The following is an 18,277-nucleotide window of genomic DNA, read 5'->3' on the forward strand; positions in this document are numbered from 1 at the left end:
GAGCACGAGCATCGGCCCAAAATCCTTGCTCTTCGCATCCGGAGCGGCGTACTGAGCGATCAGCCATGGGGCTTGGATGTCGCGATGCGCGACGAGTTGGCGCGACGTACCGTGCAGCGGCGCGATATGCACGGCGATCGCGGTGGTCGAGCCGGGAGCAAGCGCGTCCCCCACTTGTGCGAGGGTCTGGGGCCCTAAGGCATCGATTCGTCCGACGGCGCTCACGTACGCATCGCCTCGGCGATAATACTTGCCGTAGAAAGCCCGCACGTCGTCAGGCACCAGTTGCGCCAGCGACGCGCTCGTGCCCAGGCTCGGCAAGGCGGCGTTAGCCGCGTCCGAGCCGGCACGGTGCAGCATATCTAAACCGACTGCCAAAGCTGCGCTCTGCTTGTGCGCGATTCTGGCGAAGAGGTCGGCTCGCGCCGTCCGCACGGTCACGGGGTCGAACGCCGGAGCCGCAAGCGCACGCGCAAACATCGAGAGCACGGCGTCTCCCGAAGACGGCAATGCCGCGACGTAGAAACGCACGTCCGTCGGATCGACGGAGAAATGGATCGAACCGCCCTGCGCCGCGATCGCGTCCAGCAGCGACGTCTTCGAGCCGGCAACGGGCGTTCGCAGAATCGTTTGCGCGACCAGTGCCGCCAAGCCGTTCTGGCGCAGCGTCTGACGGTCGAGCCCGGCCCGAACGACCACGTCCACGCCGACCAACGACGATGCGGCATCCTGCTGCCGGATAAACGTCACGCCTCCGCTGCGGTCGAGCGTCGTGGTACCGGCCGCCCGAGCCGCGAACGGCGAGCAGACGAAGAGGGCCGCGCAGAGCAGAGCGCTCGGACGAAGGTACGAGATCACGAAGACTCCTTGGCGTTCGGCACGAGTTGGACGATCACCGGATGCGTGAGGAACTGCTTGACGATCGAAGCGACGTAGGCGGGATCGAGCGAACGCGCTTGAGCGCGGTACGCACCGCTGGTATCGCCGGGAGCGTACGCCGCATTCCCTTCGGCGGCATACCATCCAAGGTTATCGGATTGCCCGGTCGGCGTCTGCGTATCGGCGGCCAGATGGTAGAGAAAGGCGTTGCGCGCCGCCGCGAACGTTGCGTCGTCGAGCGGCTGCTCGAGTTTCGCAAGCGCGTCGATCACTTGTGTTTTGGCGATCTCCGCGTTCGCTCCGCCGACGGTGATGAGCATGACGCCCGGGTCGTGCAGCGTGATGAACTGGCCGGTCACGTATGTATCGCCGGAGGCATCGATGGCCTTCGCGAGGATCCCGGTACGGTAACGAAAGAGATAATCCGAAATAAAATCCATCGCGGTCGCGGCCTTTTCGTCGCGAATCGGCGGACCGACCCAAGCTAGACCGATGCCGCCGACGCTACCCGGGAGACTGGTCGGCTCCGGTAGCGGTTTGGCGAGCGGGGAATCGATCGGCTCCGAGCTCGGACCGGGCGTTCCAGCCGTCACGGCCTCGATGCTTGAGGGCGCGACGTCGCCCACGATCGTCAACGTTGCATTGCTCGAAACAAACGCGCGCTTTGCAAACGCCTTCACGTCCGCTTCGGTGATGCCGGAAACCTGCGTCAACGTTCCGGGAATCGGCGCGATGTGCGCTGGTCCGCCGGAAAAGATTTGCGCGAACAGCGCATTATGGAGCGACTGCACGGCGGAATAATGCTGCTGCACCGAGAGCACCGCCGTGTCGCGTACCGCGGTTTTGACCGATGCATCGTCGATCGCCGGAGCGAAGTACGCCGCCGTCATCGACGCGATGACTCGCCGCGCAACCGTGGCTGGGACGAGCACGCTCACGCCGACGATATCGGGATAGACGTTGACCGCGAGCGTCCCGCCCGCGGTACGAATAGTTTCCGCGAGCGATGTACCGCTCTCCAAGCGCGCCGCCGCCGCGGCGATTGCGGCCACGCGCGCGAGCCCCGGTTTCGCATTATCGTATCCGGCACCCGGCGCTCGAAACCACAGATCGATCGCGGCGGAAGCGATGGTCGGATCGCGGTAGAGGATGTACGAACCGCCGTGCGGCAGCGTGCCCTGCTGTTGTATCGCCCCGTCGGCGGCTATCGCCGGCAGGCCTGACGCGCAGAGGCTCCCCAAGAGCGTCAGCGCGGCGAGACGCATCCGCAAGCTCATGCAGGTTCCGGCGAAATCGTGGGAGGCAAGCGCGTCGGCTCGGTGCGACGCGGTTCCTCGGCGACCGGGGGAGCCGCAGGCGCCGCATCCGCCGCAACCGCGCCGCTTCCCGGCGTATGATCGAACGGCTTGTCGTTCAAAATCGCCATCACTTCATCGGCGTCGACGGTTTCGTACTCCATCAGCGAGGCGACCATGCGTTCCACTTTGGCCCAATGTTCGGTGAGCATCGAACGGCCCTTATCGAAACACGACTCGATGATGCGGCGCACCTCTCCATCGATTTTGCTCGCGATCTCTTCGGAGTAGTTGCGCTCGTCGCCGAAATCGCGGCCGAGGAAGACCTGATGCGAACCACGGCCGTACTGAATCGGGCCGAGTTCGCTCATGCCGTACTGCGTGACCATGGCGCGCGCGAGTTGGGTCGCTTTTTCGAAATCGTTGCTGGCGCCGGTCGTTACGTCGCCGAATTTAATTTCTTCGGCCAGACGTCCGCCGAGCGCCATCGTGATATCGGCGAGCAACTCTTCTTTGGTGCGACTGTGGCGATCGTCTTCGGGGAGCGACCAAGTGATGCCCAGCGCCATACCGCGCGGGATGATCGTCACCTTATGCACCGGATCGGATTTCTCGAGCAGGCCGCCGAGAATCGCGTGGCCGGATTCGTGGTACGCGGTGTTCTCTTTTTCTTTTTGCGACATCACGAGCGATTTGCGCTCGGGGCCGACCATCACGCGATCGATCGCTTCGTTGCAATCGATCATCTCGATCAGGTTCTTGTTTCGGCGCGCGGCGAGCAGTGCCGCCTCGTTGAGCAGATTTTCAAGATCCGCGCCCGAGAAGCCGGGGGTGCGCTTCGCCAGGGTTTCCAGCGAGACTTCTTTGGAGAGCGGTTTGTTGCGCGCGTGCACTTCGAGAATCTTCTCGCGACCTTTGAAGTCGGCGCGACCGACCACGATCTGCCGATCGAAGCGGCCGGGACGCAACAGGGCCGGGTCGAGCACGTCGGCTCGATTGGTCGCGGCGATGAGAATCACGCCGACGTTCTGATCGAACCCATCCATCTCGACGAGTAATTGGTTGAGCGTCTGCTCGCGTTCGTCGTGTCCGCCGCCCAGGCCGGCGCCGCGCTGGCGGCCGACGGCATCGATTTCATCGATGAAGACGATGCACGGCGCAGACTTCTTGGCTTGATCGAACAGATCTCGCACGCGCGATGCGCCGACGCCGACGAACATTTCAACGAAGTCGGAACCGGAGATCGAAAGAAACGGTACGCCCGCTTCGCCTGCGATTGCGCGAGCGAGCAGCGTCTTACCCGTGCCCGGAGGGCCGAGCAGCAACACGCCCTTCGGAATGCGCGCGCCCAGCGCTTGATACTTCTTGGGATATTTCAGGAAGTCGACGATCTCCGCCAGCTCTTCCTTGGCCTCGTCGACGCCGGCCACATCCGCGAACGTCACCTTCGGCCGATTCTCAGACTGCATCTTCGCGCGGGAGCGGCCGAACGACATCGCCTGGCTTCCCCCGCTCTGCGCCTGTCGCAAAATGAAGAACACGAACAGCGCCATCAACAGCAGCGGCGCGAGCGACATCAAGTTGCCCAGAAGCCCCGCGTTGGTCTGCTGATCGAAGCTGACCGCGCCGTTCTTGACGTGTTGCCGAACGAAGTTGACGAACGTTTGGTCGGTATTCGGAAGCGAGACCGTGTACTTCGCACCGGCCGGCGTGGTGAGGCCGCCCGACGCTTGGAGACCGGTCGCGTGGAATGAGGCGACCTGCCCCGCTTCGAGTTTGTTATAGAATGCGCCGTAGTCCAGACGCGTCGCCGCCTCACCGGGCTGGACGTACTTCTCGACGATGATGAACACCGCGATGACGGCCAGGACAATGAGGAGAATCGATCGGATGTGCTTGGTCACGTTGATTGAACCGCTAACCTTCCTGAGAAAAAACTTGGGCGCGGAGTTGCGCAAGGTAAGGCAGATTCCGGAAGAGTTCCTGGTAATCCAAACCGTAACCTACGACGAACTCGTCGGGGGAGCGAAGCCCCACGTAATCGATGGGGACGTCGACGAGGCGATGATAGGGCTTATCGAAAAGGACGCAACTGCGTAGACGCGCGGGGTTGCGCCCGCGGAGTAACGCCTGGAGGTACTGGAGCGTGAGGCCGTTATCGACGATATCTTCGACGATCACGACGTTTTGCCCGGCTACCGGCACGCTGGTGTCCTTGAGCATTCGCACCTCCCCGCTCGAGCGGGTTGCGTTGCCGTAACTCGATACGCATAAATAGTCCACAAAGATTTCACTCGGGCCGTCGGGGACGCGGGCGATCGCTCGGGCCAGGTCCACGGCAGCGTAGAGTGCTCCCTTTAACACGCCCAGCAGCAGTAGCGGTTGCCTCGCGTGGTCGCGGGCGATCTCGGCAGCCAGCCGGCCGACGGCCTGCGCGATCTCCTCGCGCGTATAGAGCGTGCGCTCGATCGCTTCGTCATAGGTTGTGGTGGTACTCATGCGTCCTTCTTTATAACGGAGATGGACCCGCCTTCGATGCGTAGCGCGATGCCGCGCTTCATATGGAACTCCCCCGAGCCGCCGCGCTCGATTGCGCGAACGGCCTCTTCCACGTGGACGAAGTCGAGGTCGCGCAGGCCTTCCTGCTCCGCCACGGCCGTGCGCACCCGGCGGCGCAACCCGGAACGCCCGGAAGCATCGATCTCGTCGCCGATGAGATCGGCGGCTCGGGCCACCGCTTCGTCCAACCCCGCGAAGAGGGGCCGCAGCGCGGCCAGCGCCGACCGGATCGCGTTGCGGCGAAGAAGCGCGTCGGCATTCCCCGGATCGACCGCATACGGCAAGCCCGAGCTCACACAGTAGGCGAGCAACCGCTCGGGGGCGACCCGCAGGAACGGGCGCGCGAGGTCCAGGCCCGGCTCGAGTGCTCTGCGCGGGCGCATCCCGGCCAAGCCCTGCGGGCCGGTTCCTCGGAAGAGGGCGAGCAGGACGCTCTCGCTCTGGTCGGCGGCATGGTGCCCCGTCGCGACGACCGAGCTGCCGAGCTCGCGGGCGACGGCGCCCAGCGCGGCGTAGCGCCGATCGCGTAGCGCGGCTTCGTCGCCGGGACCGGTTTCGAGCGCTGCAATACGAACCGGAACGCCCAGGCTTGCCGCCACGCGCAGCACCACCGCCTCGTCCTGCCAGGCGGATTCCCGGGTTGCATGGTGCACGTACGCGAGCGCCACGTGCAGATCCATCGGCACGGACATCGCGTGCACCGCCGCGGCCAGCGCGACCGAATCGGGGCCGCCGCTGCACGCAACGAGCACGCGGTCGCCGCTATGGATCGCCGGGCCCTCCTGCAGCGCGCGTTCGATCGTAGCGCCCGGCCGCGCCCCGCGCATTTAGCCGCGCACCGCGCCTGTGCTAGCGCACATGGCGAGCGATCTCGCGCTCCACGTCGCGCTTGGCGATATCTTCGCGCTTGTCCCAGACTTTTTTGCCGCGCGCCAAACCGATCTCGACCTTGACGACGCCTCGCGTAAAGTACATCCGCAGCGGGACGATGGTGAGGCCCTTCACTTTGACCTTGGACATCAGTTCTTGAATCTGCTCGCGGTGCAGCAACAACTTACGCGGGCGGTTGGGATCGACGTTGGAAAAGCTGCCCTGCTTGTAGGCCGGGATGTGCATGCTCAACAGCCACGCCTCGCCGTCGCGAAAACGCGCGTACGCCTCGGTGATGCTCACGCCTCCCTGGCGGATCGATTTCACCTCGGTCCCCGTGAGTTCCAAGCCCGCTTCGAGCGATTCCAAAATATGATATTCGTGCCGCGCGCGCCGGTTATCGATCGAGGGCGTGCGTTGGTGCGGGCTTTTATCTTGCGCAGCCTGACGCTGCTGCTTCATCTTCGCCATCGCTTAGCTCGCTGCGGCGGGATTGCGGCGATCGTCGGCGGCATCGAGCGGACCCATCGAGACGAAGTGGCCGTCGGCTTGCACCAGCAGCGTCCCATGCTCGTCGAGCACGCGCGCTTCCAGGCCCAAGACGTTGCGTCGTTCCCAAGCAACGCGCCCGAAAATTTCAACGGGTTTGCCGATCGGCACGGGCTTACGAAAGCGCACGTTCATACTCGCCGTCATGCCGCGGTGGCCGGCGAATCCGGCCGCATGCGCCATCGCTTCATCCAAGAGCGACATCGCGATGCCGCCGTGCGCGATCGAGCGCCAGCCTTGGAACTGCTCCGGTAACGTCGCGCGCGAGCGAACGCCCTCGCCGTTTGGATTCGGTTCGAAGTGCAGGTGCAACCCGATCGCGTTCTCCGGGCCGCACGCGAAGCAATTGCCGTCGTCGATGGGAACGAGTTCGCTCAACGTCCGGCTTCCAATCGCAGGGCAAGATAATCCGGGAGATGCACTTCGTGCATTTTATGCTGTACTTCGTCGATCGGATAATCGTATCGTACCCACTCCACCCGCTTGCGCTCGGATTCGTAGAACACGAACGAAGCTTGCGGGTTGAGGTCGCGCGGCTGGCCGACGCTACCCACATCGATGATGTACCGGTTATCGGGTGAGAGAATCAATTCCCCGCCGTGCTGCATGTGCTTGTGATTGATGGTGCCGTCCGGCTCCCGCTCCCAATACTCGGCGATATGGGTGTGTCCGATGAACGTGATCGCCGCGTCCGTATTATCGAACGCCTTAGCGGCGGAGCGTTTGTCGAGGATGTACTCGAAGTAATTGACCGGAGCGCCGTGAACGAGCAAAAACTCGGGAAAGCGCAATTCATACGCGAGGCCGTTGAGCCACGCACGATTCTCTTCGTCGAGAACGCCCTGCGTCCAGGAGATCGCGGCCTTCGCTAAATCGTTGAAATACTCGACGCCGTAGTTATCGAGCGCGGCCAAATCGTGGTTACCCAACACGGCGTTCGCGGAGCGCTCGCGAATGATGCGCACGCATTCGTTCGGATTGGGGCCGTAGCCCACGGTGTCGCCCAAACACAGCACGGAATCGTCGGGGTCGACTAGTGCGAGGGCCCGCTGTAACGATTCGAGATTGCCGTGAATATCCGAAAGGATCGCGAAGCGGGTCATACCGGCACCTGCGCCAACACGTCGCGGAGCGCCTGCGCGAAAGCCGCGCGCATCGGGGCGGTTCCCGCGCTCACCCGCACGTAGCGATCGAGCGGAGCGACGGCCGGTTTGCGAATCCATACGCCGCGCTTGAGCAGTTCGGCCATCACCCGGTTCGCGCGCGCGACCGATCCGCAATCGAAGAGTACGAAGTTCGTGAGCGAGGGCAGCGTCGGGACGCCCAGCTCCGTTCCAAGCGCGTAATACGCTTCGCGAGCGACCGCGGTCTCCCGCACGACGCTTGCATGAAAGGCGGGGTCGGCGAGCGAGGCCAGCGCTCCCACCTGGGCGTTGCGATTCACGCCGTAGTGCAAGCGGATTTTTTGGAATGTTTGCACGTTGCGCTCGCTCGAGATCGCGTAACCGATCCGCGCGCCCGCCATGCCGTACGCCTTCGAAAACGTGCGCGTGCGCACGAGCCGGTCTTCGAGATGCGCCGGCAGTATGTCGCCGGGATCGACGAAATCGCCGTAGGCTTCATCCAGAAAGAGGAGCGTATCGTGCGGTAGCGCTTCGTAGAACGCTTGCACGCGCGCTCGGGCCGCAAACGAGCCGCTCGGGTTATCGGGATTCGCAAGATAGAGCACCTGCGGCCGCTCGCGCCGCGCGATCTCAACGAGCGCGTCCAGATCGACCGTGCCGTCGTCGCGGTACGGAGCGAAGCTCAACGCTCCGCCGTAGCCCGTAACGTGGTAGTTGAACGTCGGATAGCTACCGGCGGTCGTAAGGGCACGGCCACCGGGCGGCACGAACGCCCGCACCGCTAGCCCCATGAGATCATCGATACCCGAGCCGACGACGATCTGTTCGATCGAACAGTCGTGTTTTGCCGCGAGCGCCTCGCGCAATTCATACGATTCGGGATCGCCGTACCACCACAGGTGCGGCAGGGCAGCCGCCATCACCTCGACCGCCTTAGGAGAAGGGCCGAAGGCGCTCTCGTTGGCGCCTAAACGCACGAGCTCGCTCAAGCCCGAATCGCGCATCAACTGCTCGGGGCCGATAAAAGGTGTGGTTGGGGGAATTGCCTCAATGGCGGGTGCGGGTCGAATCACCGTGCTGGTACCGTGCGGCCTCCTGCCTTAAAAGAATCGGTAGACACGAACGCGGTCGCCAGCCTCGAAGACCTCATCGCGCTCGTCCATGATGACATACCCTGCCGCCCGCGCCGTAAGACTGACCGCGGACGAGCGCAAGGGGAGGGGATGCGCCACGCAGTCGCCCAGCTCATCCTCGAGGCTGACCGGAAGGTACCAGGTCCAGCCGGCGACGCTGCGCATCGGCCCGTCCAGACGGGCATCGACGGTGTTTTTCAGCACCGGAGCCCCGACCAGCGCCGCGACGATCGGTGCCACCACCGCCTCGAGGATGACCAGCGCGGAGGTGGGGTTGCCCGGGAGCCCGATAATCGGTTTCAGGCCGACCGCTCCGAGTACCGTCGGCTTGCCCGGCTTCACCCGCAGGCCGTGTACCACGACGCCGGGGTCACCCAGCGCGGCCAGCGCATCCGGGGTGAGATCGCGCTCGCCGACCGACGAACCGCCGGAAAGCATCGCTCCGTCGCACTCCGTAAGGGCCTCGCGCAAAGCGGCTTCGAGCGCTCCCGGGAGGTCGGGGACGATCGGATAATGGCGGACGGCGGCGCCCATCGCTTGCAGCGCCCCCGCTATGGCGTAACGATTGGAATCGCGGATCTGCCCGGGCGCGGGAGCCCGGCCGGGCTCGATCAATTCATCCCCGCTCGAAATCACCGCAAGCATCGGACGGCGCAATACCGGTACGTCCTCCACCCCAAGGGTCGCCAGCACGCCGAGCTCGGGCGCGCCGATTCGCCGGCCGGCCGGCAGCACCGGCTCGCCGCGCCGCATGTCGCCGCCCTGGGGGCTGATACAGTCGCCGCTCGGGACCGGCGCATCGACCCAGACCCGGCCGCCCTCAACGCGCGCATCTTCGATCGGCACCACCGCATCCGCACCCTCGGGAAGCACGCCGCCGGTGGGGATCCGCAGGGCAGAACCCGCCGCCAGCCGCGTGCCCCAAGCACTCCCCATGCGAATCTCCCCGGCCAGCGCGAACGCTCCCGGCGTAGCGCCGGCTTCGAGCGCGAATCCATCCATCGACGAGCGCGCCGCATTGGGGTAATCGGCGTCTGCATCCAAGCGCTCCGCCAGGATGCGTCCGAAGGCCATCGCTAGCGGCACGCGCTCCACCCCGAGCGGCCCGATGGGCACGCGCTCGAAATAGGCCGCAATCGCCTCATTGGGCGAGAGCAGTTTTGCGGTCTCGAATCCGGCTCCGGGTAGGAGTGCGGTCGGCGATTGAGTAAAGGCGCGCTTCTTCATGCTCGATATCGTTCTCGTACGTCGCGATCCCGACCGCGTTCGACGCTCCGCGGAGCGCCGCGGTATCGACCCGTCGTTCGTCGACGACGTTCTTCGCCTCGACGCGGAGTACCGCTCGGCACTCACTACGCTGGAACAACGGCAAGCCGAAAAGAACCGAATCTCCCAAGAGATCGGCAAGGCCGCCGATAAAGCCGCGGCGGCGCGCGAGCTTCGCCCGCGCATCGACGCGCTCTCGGCCGAGATTACCGCGCTCGAAGAAGCCGCGCGCGAACGCTCGCCCGAGACCCCCGGTTCGGCATTGCGTACGCTGTTGGAGCAGACGCCCAACGTGTTGGACGATTCGGTGCCCGACGGACGCGACGAGACGCACAACGTCGTGGTGCGCTCGTGGGGAAACCCACGCGCATTCGATTTCGAACCGAAGCCCCATTGGGAACTCGGCGAAGCGCTGGACATCCTCGATTTCGAACGCGCCGCAAAGCTCTCCGGCAGCCGCTTCGCGGTGCTCAAGGGGGCGGGCGCGCGGCTCTCGCGCGCCATCGTGCAGTTCTTCCTCGATCGCGCGGCCGACCGCGGCTACACCGAGATCGCCCCGCCGTACCTGGTAACGCGACAGACGATGTGGTCGACCGGACAGCTCAGCAAATTCGCGGACGCGATGTTTACCGACCAAGACGCCGACCTCTTCATGATTCCCACCGCCGAAGTGCCGCTCACCGCGCTGCACGGCGACGAAATTCTCGGCGCCGACACGTTACCGCGACGCTTCGCCGCATACTCGCCCTGCTTCCGTAAAGAGGCCGGCGCGGCAGGCAAGGATACGCGCGGCCTGATCCGCCAACACCAGTTCGAAAAAGTGGAAATGGTTTGGCTGAGCTTGCCGGAGCAATCGTTCGATGCGCTCGAACAGCTCGCGCAACACGCGGCATCGCTGCTCGAAGAGCTCGAACTGCCGCACCGCGTGATGTCGCTGTGCGCGGGCGACGTCGGTTTCAATTCCGCCAAAACGTACGATATCGAAGTCTGGGTTCCCAGCTCGCAATCCTATCGCGAGATCAGCTCGTGTTCGAACTGCACGGATTTTCAAGCGCGCCGCGCGGGAATTCGCGTGCGACGCGACGCCAAGAGCAAACCGGAATTCGTCCACTCGCTCAACGGCTCCGGATTAGCCGTGGGGCGTACCCTGCTCGCCGTCATGGAGAACGGCCAACAGGCCGACGGATCGATCGTAATCCCGCAGGCGCTACGCCGCTACACCGGCTTCGAACGCATCACGGCTCGCTAGCGAGCGCGGCCGCAAGCGCGTCGACCGCGCGCGACTCCGCCGGCACTTGCGCACCGGCACGAAACAAGGCCTCGATGCGCACCTGCGTGCGCGCATCTTCCAAGGCGGTCAGCGTGCAACGAACGCGCTCGTTGTTCACGAGGCCGAATCCGGCTTCAATCGTGTACGTCGCCGGATCGTCAACGTAGACGTTCGCACCGAGCACGCGCAGCAACGCATCCACGATGCGCTCGCGCGCCGCCTCGCGTGTTAACGCAAGTTCGACGACCCGTTGCGGGCGCAAACCGACGCGCGGCGGCGGCTTTCCGACGCCCAGCCACTTGAGGATGAAGCTCATGGCCTGCGACTGGAGCAGGCTGCCGTGGTGCCACGATGGTGGTGGGGACCGTTCGTCAGCGCGCATCCTGCGCGCTTCCTACTCCTACGTTTTTGGGCAACGGAAAAAGGAAGTCGACATCCTGTCGATTGCCCAAAAATCGCAGGTCCCCACCACCACCGTGGCACCACGGCAGCCTGCTCCAGCCCGCGAGCGCGAAATATCTGCACGCTAAAAGAGTTCGCGCACGGTCGTGCTGCGGTCGGCGTCTTCGACGTTGCGGTAGGTGCCCATCACGAAATCCATCGAGGGATTGGTGACGCCGTACCACAGGTGCTCGTTCTTGAAGTGGTGCCACAGGTGGTACTTCTTCACGTATTTGCCGATCGGCGTCTTTGGGACGAAGGGGATGTGCGCGACGTAGTGCACCCATTCGTAGTATGTGAGTGCGAGCAAGCTTCCGAAGACGAGCGACGTCGTGAGGCTCACGTCGCGGACGATCGCGTAATATACGGCGAAATACAGCGCGGCAACCGGTACCGTAAACCAGAGCGGCAGGAACAGCAGATCGAGCTTGGCCGGGTCGACGTGGTGATCGTAGTGCAACAGGTGCTGCAGCCGAAGCACGAACGGGATGCTCGTGGGTTTGGCGTGGAAGAGAAAGCGGTGCGTCGTGTATTCCGAACTGAAGAATACGGCGGCGCCGATCGCCACTCCAAGCAGCGAAAAGTGCAAAGCTCCTCGCGCGAACGCGATGGCCGCCGCGAGCAGTGCCGCCACTAATACGGCGTTACTGCCGTGTTTGAAGAACGTTCGTATCACCGGAGTCTCCTTCTCGCCGATACCGCCAAGAGCGTTCCTACTTGGACCCCGCGCCGTGCCGTACCCGTCGCGGCCGCGCTCGTAGCTAGCCGCGCCGGCGAGGTGGAGGCTGCGCCGACTTGGGCGCGATTTGGACTGGGTTCTCGAGCGCTTTCCAAGCCTTCTCGGCGGCCGGTGAGAGCGCGTCCATGTGCTTGAGGAACAGGGTCATCTGCCAGATTTGCGTGTCGGCCAGCGTGTTGGAGAACGCGGGCATACCGGTGAGGCGAATGCCGTGCTTGATCTTCCAAAACGTGACGCCTTCCGGGTCGTCGGTTACGCCGTGTTGCCCGAGTTGCGGAGCGTGCTGGTAGAGCCCGACCGCGATGTTGGAGGCCATGCCGTTGGCGACGCCGTGACAGGCGGCGCAGTTCGCGCCGTAGAGTTTGATCCCGGCGATCAGGTTCGCGTCGGTTAGGGCGACCGGATCGGGCGTGCGGGGCGCTTCGCGATCGAGGGTCATGTGGAGCGATTTCCGAGCAGCCCACGCTTCAAGACGCGACGGGGGTGAGTCGGCGTTGGCCGGAACCCAGCCTTGCGATACGGCCGCGTACGCTCCGCCGACCGACACGGCAAGCGTTAGTACGATACCGAGAATGAAACCCCTCATCGAGCCAGTATTTCTCCCATAGCGTCAAGTTCTCGGGCTCGATGCGCCTCGGTCGCAGACGACTCCTCTGCGCCCGCGCACAGGCTTCACGAAACCGCTCGGCAACATCGGCGGTTCCGAGATATGTGAGTACCGTGCAGGCGCAATTCCCCGACGAGCAACACGACGATGGGAGCTTCGTGCGGCAACAAGACGCATTTCGCGACTGGGTGCGCGCCGACGGGAGTACCCCGTATCCCGTCGTAGCCGGACGCTACCATCTGTACGTCTCGCTCGCGTGCCCGTGGGCGCATCGCACCATCATCGTGCGCGAATTACTGGGATTACAAAGCGCCGTCGGTATGACCGTCGTGAATCCGATTCGCGATGACGAACACGGCTGGGAGTTCGGAGACGGCCCCGGATTCTCACCCGATCCCATCAACGGCTTTCGGTATCTGCGCGAGGCGTACGATGCCAACGACCCGCACTATCGCGGGCGCATTACCGTCCCGGTCTTGTGGAATACGCAAAGCGAGCGCATCGTGAGCAACTCGGACGACGACATCATGCGCATGTTCGAGACCGAGTTCACCGCGTTGAGCAATCGCGCGCGCGATCTCTACCCGGCTCCATTCCGCGACGAGATCGAGCGCTTGAACGAAACGATCTATGCGACCGTGAACGACGGCGTGTATCGAGCCGGGTTTGCAACGTCGCAGGCGGCCTACGAACGCGCCGCCTACCGGGTGTTCGATACGCTCGACGCGTTAGAGGCACGGCTGGCCGATTCGCGCTACCTCTTCGGCGCGCTACCGGTTGAGACGGACTGGCGGCTTTTCGTCACGCTCATCCGCTTCGATGCGGTGTACTTCGGACATTTCAAATGCAACCTGCGCCGGATTGCGGACTATCCGAACCTCTTCGGCTACCTACGCGATCTCTATCAAATTCCGGGTGTGGCGCACACGGTCAACTTCGATCACATCAAACGCCATTACTACTACACGCACGACGACATCAACCCGACCCGCATCGTACCGATCGGCCCCCTACAGGACCTCGGCGCTCCCCACGGCCGGGAACGCCTCAGCCGTTCGGTTTGACGCCGTCCTGCGGCCAGAAACCGTAGATCGCGCGACCGGCCTCAAGATCCCAGAAACGCGTCGCGTTGTCGCCGACGCCGTATACGACCGCGTACGGCACGTCCCGGGCCAGGATGCAGCGCACCAGACGCGCGAAATCGCGCTGCGACATCCACGTCGCAGCGTAGCGCTTGAACTTCTGCTCGTCGGTGAGCCCGAGCCAACCGGACGATGCGCGAACGCTTTCGTCGGCCGGATCGTCGGCCGCCGTAATGGACCCGATGCGCACGCACGCGACGTTTAAGCCGAACGCATCGCTGTAATATCGGCCCAACACCTCGCCGAAGGCTTTCCAGACGCCGTAAAGACCGTCGGGCCGGTATGGATCCTCGACACCGACGACGCGTCCGAAGCCCGGCTCGTAGATGTGCGGGACGTTGCGCACTTCGTTCATACCGACCGCGTGGTTGGAGCTGGCAAACACCACGTGCTTGACGCCGTTGAGGCGGGCCGCTTCGAACACCGTGTACGTGCCGCCGATATTGGTCGTATAGACGTCGTCCCAGGCGGCATCGACGGCGACCACTCCGGCCAGATGGACGACGGCGTCGCAGCCGCGCAGGGCGGCGTTCATCGCTTCGGCATCGCGAATATCGGCACACACATCGGCGTCCTCGCGATCGATGCGTACGAGCGTGTGGTCGGCCGCGAGATCGGCGCAAAGGCGCGCGCCGATCGTTCCGTTAGCTCCGGTTACGGCAATTTTTCGGATCGTCATGTTGCTTCCCATGCGGCAAATCCCGCCGTTTCCCCGCTGCCTAACGGACGAATCTCCACCGACGCCGGAAGACGCTTTCGCAGATCCTCCCACCCCGATGCGGCGGAGAGGATCACGCATCGCGCGCCGCGTTCGCGCGCGAGCGATACGATCTGCGCCGAGTTCTCGGCCAGTTCGGCTTCAAGATCGCTCGCGCGGGCGAAGAGAACCGCGCGCTCTTCGCGATCGACGAGCAGCGCGCGATGTCCGCGCTCGATCAATCCGCGCGCCGCATCGAGCGTCGCGGGCGAGATGCCTGCGATGATCATCGACGGCATCTGCAACCCGAAGATGCGAGTTACGAGGATCGCGCTGGCGGTCGAAAGCACGATCGTGGTCATGATGACCAAAAACAGCACGCCCGCAAGCACGCCGCCACCCCGCAAGCCCCACGCCGGCAACTGCGTCGCGTAGTACGTGGCGAGCGAGACGGCAACGATACCCCGGGGGAAGATCGTCATCATCAGCACGCGTTCCGGCCAGGTATACGCGCCGGTCTGGGTGGCGGCCAACACCGTGATGATGCGGAATGCCACTAACGCGGCAACGATGGCAAGCGCGGGCACGACCAGCGCGCCGAGTTGGCCGAGCTCGATCTGCGAAGCGAGCAGCACGAACACGGTCGATAGGGCGAGCATCGAAAGATCTTCTTTGAACGAACGTAACAAGCGTTCGTGCGGGAGCGTCTTTAAATCCATGACCATGCCGCAAGCCACCACGCCGACCAGGCCGCTTTCGTGCGAGACCAGTTCGGCGATCGCGTAGGCCGAGAAGCCGATGAGCAGCACGTAGATCTTGCTGATATCGCTCGAGGACCGCGTAGCGAACCCCATCGTACGCTGCCCCAGGAATCCCAGCAGCACGCCTACGACCACGCCCGCCCCGATCCGCAGCGTGGCTTGAACCGCGTTGGCGAGCGGCGCGCCGATGCGCGACGTGAACGATGCAAAGACCGCAGCCGCAATGATGACGCCGATCGCATCGAGGACGAGCCCTTCGGTTTCGAGCAAATGCGAGAGCCCGATGCGCAAGCGCAGACGCGCGAGCAACGGCCCGGTAACGGTCGGTCCGGTAACGACGCAAACTGCCGCAACCATCACCGCGACCAACTTCGTAAGCCCGTAGTGCCGGCCGACGATCGGCAGCAACGCCAGCGTCAGAGCCGGCCCCACCAATGCCAAAAGTCCGATCGTCCATCGGGGCATGTTGCGCAGATCGATGCGAAGGGTCGCCTCAAAAAGCACGACGACCACCGCAAGCGAGAGCAGCGCGCGCGTTCCGGGCTGTGTAAGGTCGATTTTCAAAAAGCCGAGACCGCTCGGGCCGGCGGCGAGGCCAAAGGCGAGCAGCGTGATGATCGACGGCACGCCGAAGCGCCGTAATAGCACGCGCGCCAACAACGCCGCGACCAATACCAACACCGCTCCGAACTCTACCGAGAGCGACGGATAATGCGCGAGCATGCTCATTACGTCAGCGCGAGTCTCTCAAGCGTCGGATAGACCAAGGCGCGCGCTTGCGGAAATGTCGTCGGATCGATGATATCGTGTCGCGGTTCGCCGAGATCGCGCAAAATATCGTAGCGATAGCGAGCTCCGTACTGGTTCCACCGCGCGAAGAGGCCGGCCGTCACCGTATCGTTCACCGCGCTTTCGTTCGCGTTGATCACGAAGGTACACTTGCGAGCAAGCGGCGCGGCGCGGTGCGCGTCTTGGAGCACGACGTCGCCCAGAAAAACGATTTTCGCCAGTGCGTGCGTCGGGAAACCGGGGTAGGCGTAAGGCGGTAGCGATGCGGCCTTGATGCGCGGGTCCCACCACCAGTACATATCCGGGATCGTGTCGAGCGCACGCATGGCAATATTTCCGAACCATTCTGGTATCGCGATCGGCATTAAAAAAGGCGAGATCGGCACCACTACGTCGACCGGCTGGGTCTGCGCGAGCCAGAGCGCCATCGTACCGCCCAGCGAGAGCCCCATCACGGCGACGGTTTCGCCCAAGCCGCGCGCATCGCCATACGTTTCCTGCGCGCAGCGCACCAAATCGGTTACGGTGAGATTCGCCAACGCGCGCGTTAGGCGGTTCTTGTGCCCGTGCAGGGGAAGGCGCGGAACGTAGACGTTTGCTCCGCGAGCGTGCAACATCCGCGCGAGTTCGTCGAACTGTTGCGGACAATTGGTAAATCCATGCAACAGCACGACGGCGCGCCCGACGCGCTTGCCGTGGTCGTACAGTCGCGGGAGTGCGGCTCGCTCGATCCGGGGATCGGCGGCATCGCGCGCGATGGAGGCCGCAATGCGGCTACGCGCATCGTCGAACGAAGGCGCCGCCCCAAGCGGGGCCGTCTGCGGCGCCGGGTCTTGCGAAGCCGAGCAAGCTCCCAGTGAGCCCGCCGCTGCAGCGCCGAGCATCAATCGATTGAAAACTACTCGCCGCATGAAGGCAAGCATTCCATTCGCACGTATGTCACCTCGGAGCCCTTCGCGTCGACGGGGCCGCTCCCCGCTGGCACACCAAGCAGGGGATTCGCGCCGGGCGCACATAGCGTCGTACACTATGGAGCAAAGTTACGCGCACGGTGCGCACGCATCCCCGCTGATCGGCGAAAGCATCGGGGCCATGTTCGACCGCGTTGCGTTAGCCGCTGCCGATCGGGATGCGCTCGTATCGGTGCAGCAAGGAACTCGCCTCAGTTATCGCGAGCTGCGCGAGGCAACCGACCGCTTCGCGCGTGGGCTAATGGCGCTAGGCGTGCGGCATGGCGACCGCGTCGGAATCTGGTCGACCAACTGCGTGGAATGGGTGATCGCGCAATTCGCCACGCCGAAAATCGGCGCCATATTGGTCAATATCAACCCCGCGTATCGCACCACCGAAGCTTCCTTCGCTTTGCAACAGAGCGGCGTGAGCGTCTTGCTCGCGCAAGTTCGCTACAAGACGAGCGAATTCGCGGAAATCTTGCGCGAGCTTCGCCACGCGCTACCCGAGCTACGCACGATCGTGTGGATCGGTAACGACGCGGTCGAGCCGCCGATCGATGGGTCGATGCACTGGGAACAGTTGCTCGAGGGAGCCTCCAACGTTTCTGAAGCCGCTCTTGCCGAACGGCTCGCGCTCACCCAATTCGACGAAGCGATCAACATTCAGTACACTTCGGGGACGACCGGATTTCCAAAAGGCGCGACGCTTTCGCACCACAACATTCTCAACAACGGTTTTTTCATAGGCGAAGGCTGCCGCTATACGGAGGCCGACCGCGTCTGCGTTCCCGTGCCGTTCTATCACTGCTTCGGGATGGTGCTCGGCAACCTTGCGATCGTCACCCACGGCGCGACGATCGTGATTCCTAATTACTCGTTTGATGCGGCGCTCACGATGGAGGCCGTGGAACGCGAGCGATGCACGTCGCTCTACGGCGTTCCGACGATGTTCATCGCGGAACTAGCGTTACCGAACCTGCACGAGTACGATTGCAGTACGCTGCGTACCGGCATCATGGCCGGCTCGCCGTGTCCGGTTGAAATCATGAAACGCGTGCAAACCGAGTTGCACATGCCGGAGGTCACCATCTGCTATGGGATGACGGAGACTTCGCCGGTTTCAACTCAAACTTCGGTGGACGATCCGCTTGAGAAGCGCACCGGTACGGTTGGGCGCGTACATCCCCATATCGAGCTAAAGAT

The 18,277-nt window shown here is 63.8% G+C and carries 19 protein-coding genes; 3 read left to right on the forward strand and 16 right to left on the reverse strand.

Going from position 1 to position 18,277, the window contains the following annotated elements:
• From VMW12_09810 to glp, 10 genes are all read right to left on the reverse strand, one after another.
• A partial coding sequence (locus tag VMW12_09810) for an insulinase family protein (GenBank protein ID HUZ50008.1) occupies positions 1–858 on the reverse strand: 858 nt, incomplete at its 3' end.
• Positions 855–2,156 (reverse strand): insulinase family protein, encoded by a 1,302-nt coding sequence (locus tag VMW12_09815; protein HUZ50009.1) that lies wholly within the window; start codon positions 2,154–2,156, stop codon positions 855–857. The genes VMW12_09815 and VMW12_09810, both read right to left, overlap by 4 nt.
• On the reverse strand, positions 2,153–4,078 hold the full coding sequence (ftsH, locus tag VMW12_09820; protein ID HUZ50010.1) for an ATP-dependent zinc metalloprotease FtsH: 1,926 nt from the start codon (positions 4,076–4,078) through the stop codon (positions 2,153–2,155). The genes VMW12_09815 and ftsH overlap by 4 nt, the downstream gene beginning before the upstream one ends.
• Before the next feature lie 13 nt (positions 4,079–4,091).
• Positions 4,092–4,673, reverse strand: coding sequence for a hypoxanthine phosphoribosyltransferase (hpt, locus tag VMW12_09825; protein ID HUZ50011.1), 582 nt, complete (start codon positions 4,671–4,673; stop codon positions 4,092–4,094).
• Positions 4,670–5,560: a tRNA lysidine(34) synthetase TilS gene (gene tilS, locus VMW12_09830; GenBank protein ID HUZ50012.1), complete on the reverse strand. Its 891-nt coding sequence runs from the start codon at positions 5,558–5,560 to the stop codon at positions 4,670–4,672. The genes hpt and tilS overlap by 4 nt, the downstream gene beginning before the upstream one ends.
• A 22-nt stretch (positions 5,561–5,582) precedes the next feature.
• The gene (gene smpB, locus VMW12_09835) at positions 5,583–6,065 is read right to left on the reverse strand and encodes an SsrA-binding protein SmpB (protein HUZ50013.1); all 483 of its coding nucleotides are present in this window, start codon (positions 6,063–6,065) and stop codon (positions 5,583–5,585) included.
• Positions 6,066–6,077: 12 nt separating this feature from the next.
• A complete protein-coding gene (locus VMW12_09840) occupies positions 6,078–6,530 on the reverse strand; it encodes a PaaI family thioesterase (protein HUZ50014.1) in 453 nt (150 codons plus the stop codon).
• Positions 6,527–7,255, reverse strand: a complete 729-nt coding sequence (locus VMW12_09845) for a metallophosphoesterase family protein (protein HUZ50015.1) — start codon at positions 7,253–7,255, stop codon at positions 6,527–6,529. The genes VMW12_09840 and VMW12_09845 overlap by 4 nt, the downstream gene beginning before the upstream one ends.
• Positions 7,252–8,349 carry an aminotransferase class I/II-fold pyridoxal phosphate-dependent enzyme gene (locus VMW12_09850; protein HUZ50016.1) on the reverse strand — a complete coding sequence of 366 codons (1,098 nt, stop codon included), beginning with the start codon at positions 8,347–8,349 and terminating at the stop codon, positions 7,252–7,254. Before VMW12_09850 ends, VMW12_09845 begins: the two co-directional genes overlap by 4 nt.
• 27 nt (positions 8,350–8,376) lie before the next feature.
• Positions 8,377–9,636, reverse strand: coding sequence for a gephyrin-like molybdotransferase Glp (glp, locus tag VMW12_09855; GenBank protein ID HUZ50017.1), 1,260 nt, complete (start codon positions 9,634–9,636; stop codon positions 8,377–8,379).
• Between glp and serS the strand changes: the two genes are divergently transcribed.
• A complete protein-coding gene (serS, locus tag VMW12_09860; protein ID HUZ50018.1) occupies positions 9,635–10,924 on the forward strand; it encodes a serine--tRNA ligase in 1,290 nt (429 codons plus the stop codon). The two genes, glp and serS, sit on opposite strands and share 2 nt — an antisense overlap.
• Here the strand turns inward: serS and VMW12_09865 are convergent.
• The 3 genes from VMW12_09865 to VMW12_09875 all read right to left on the reverse strand — a co-directional run bounded on the left by VMW12_09865 (position 10,911) and on the right by VMW12_09875 (position 12,711).
• Positions 10,911–11,327, reverse strand: coding sequence for a hypothetical protein (locus VMW12_09865; protein HUZ50019.1), 417 nt, complete (start codon positions 11,325–11,327; stop codon positions 10,911–10,913). The genes serS and VMW12_09865 overlap by 14 nt on opposite strands.
• Before the next feature lie 144 nt (positions 11,328–11,471).
• Positions 11,472–12,062: a sterol desaturase family protein gene (locus VMW12_09870; GenBank protein ID HUZ50020.1), complete on the reverse strand. Its 591-nt coding sequence runs from the start codon at positions 12,060–12,062 to the stop codon at positions 11,472–11,474.
• An 85-nt stretch (positions 12,063–12,147) separates the two neighbouring features.
• The gene (locus VMW12_09875) at positions 12,148–12,711 is read right to left on the reverse strand and encodes a c-type cytochrome (protein HUZ50021.1); all 564 of its coding nucleotides are present in this window, start codon (positions 12,709–12,711) and stop codon (positions 12,148–12,150) included.
• A 134-nt stretch (positions 12,712–12,845) separates the two neighbouring features.
• Between VMW12_09875 and VMW12_09880 the strand changes: the two genes are divergently transcribed.
• Positions 12,846–13,796, forward strand: a complete 951-nt coding sequence (locus tag VMW12_09880; protein ID HUZ50022.1) for a glutathione S-transferase family protein — start codon at positions 12,846–12,848, stop codon at positions 13,794–13,796.
• On the opposite strand, the gene VMW12_09885 is transcribed toward VMW12_09880, so the two are convergent.
• The 3 genes from VMW12_09885 to VMW12_09895 are packed head-to-tail and all read right to left on the reverse strand — an operon-like array spanning position 13,780 to position 17,032.
• Positions 13,780–14,553, reverse strand: a complete 774-nt coding sequence (locus VMW12_09885; protein ID HUZ50023.1) for an NAD(P)-dependent oxidoreductase — start codon at positions 14,551–14,553, stop codon at positions 13,780–13,782. The two genes, VMW12_09880 and VMW12_09885, sit on opposite strands and share 17 nt — an antisense overlap.
• Entirely contained in the window at positions 14,550–16,055 is a 1,506-nt protein-coding gene (locus VMW12_09890) for a cation:proton antiporter (GenBank protein HUZ50024.1), read from the reverse strand. The genes VMW12_09885 and VMW12_09890 overlap by 4 nt, the downstream gene beginning before the upstream one ends.
• A gap of 5 nt (positions 16,056–16,060) precedes the next feature.
• On the reverse strand, positions 16,061–17,032 hold the full coding sequence (locus VMW12_09895) for an alpha/beta fold hydrolase (protein HUZ50025.1): 972 nt from the start codon (positions 17,030–17,032) through the stop codon (positions 16,061–16,063).
• 118 nt (positions 17,033–17,150) lie between these two features.
• Here VMW12_09895 and VMW12_09900 point away from each other — a divergent pair.
• The coding region (locus VMW12_09900) for an AMP-binding protein (GenBank protein ID HUZ50026.1) at positions 17,151–18,277 on the forward strand (1,127 nt) is incomplete at its 3' end.

This window comes from Candidatus Dormiibacterota bacterium, from assembly GCA_035532835.1.
GTDB lineage: Bacteria > Vulcanimicrobiota > Vulcanimicrobiia > Vulcanimicrobiales > Vulcanimicrobiaceae > DAHUXY01.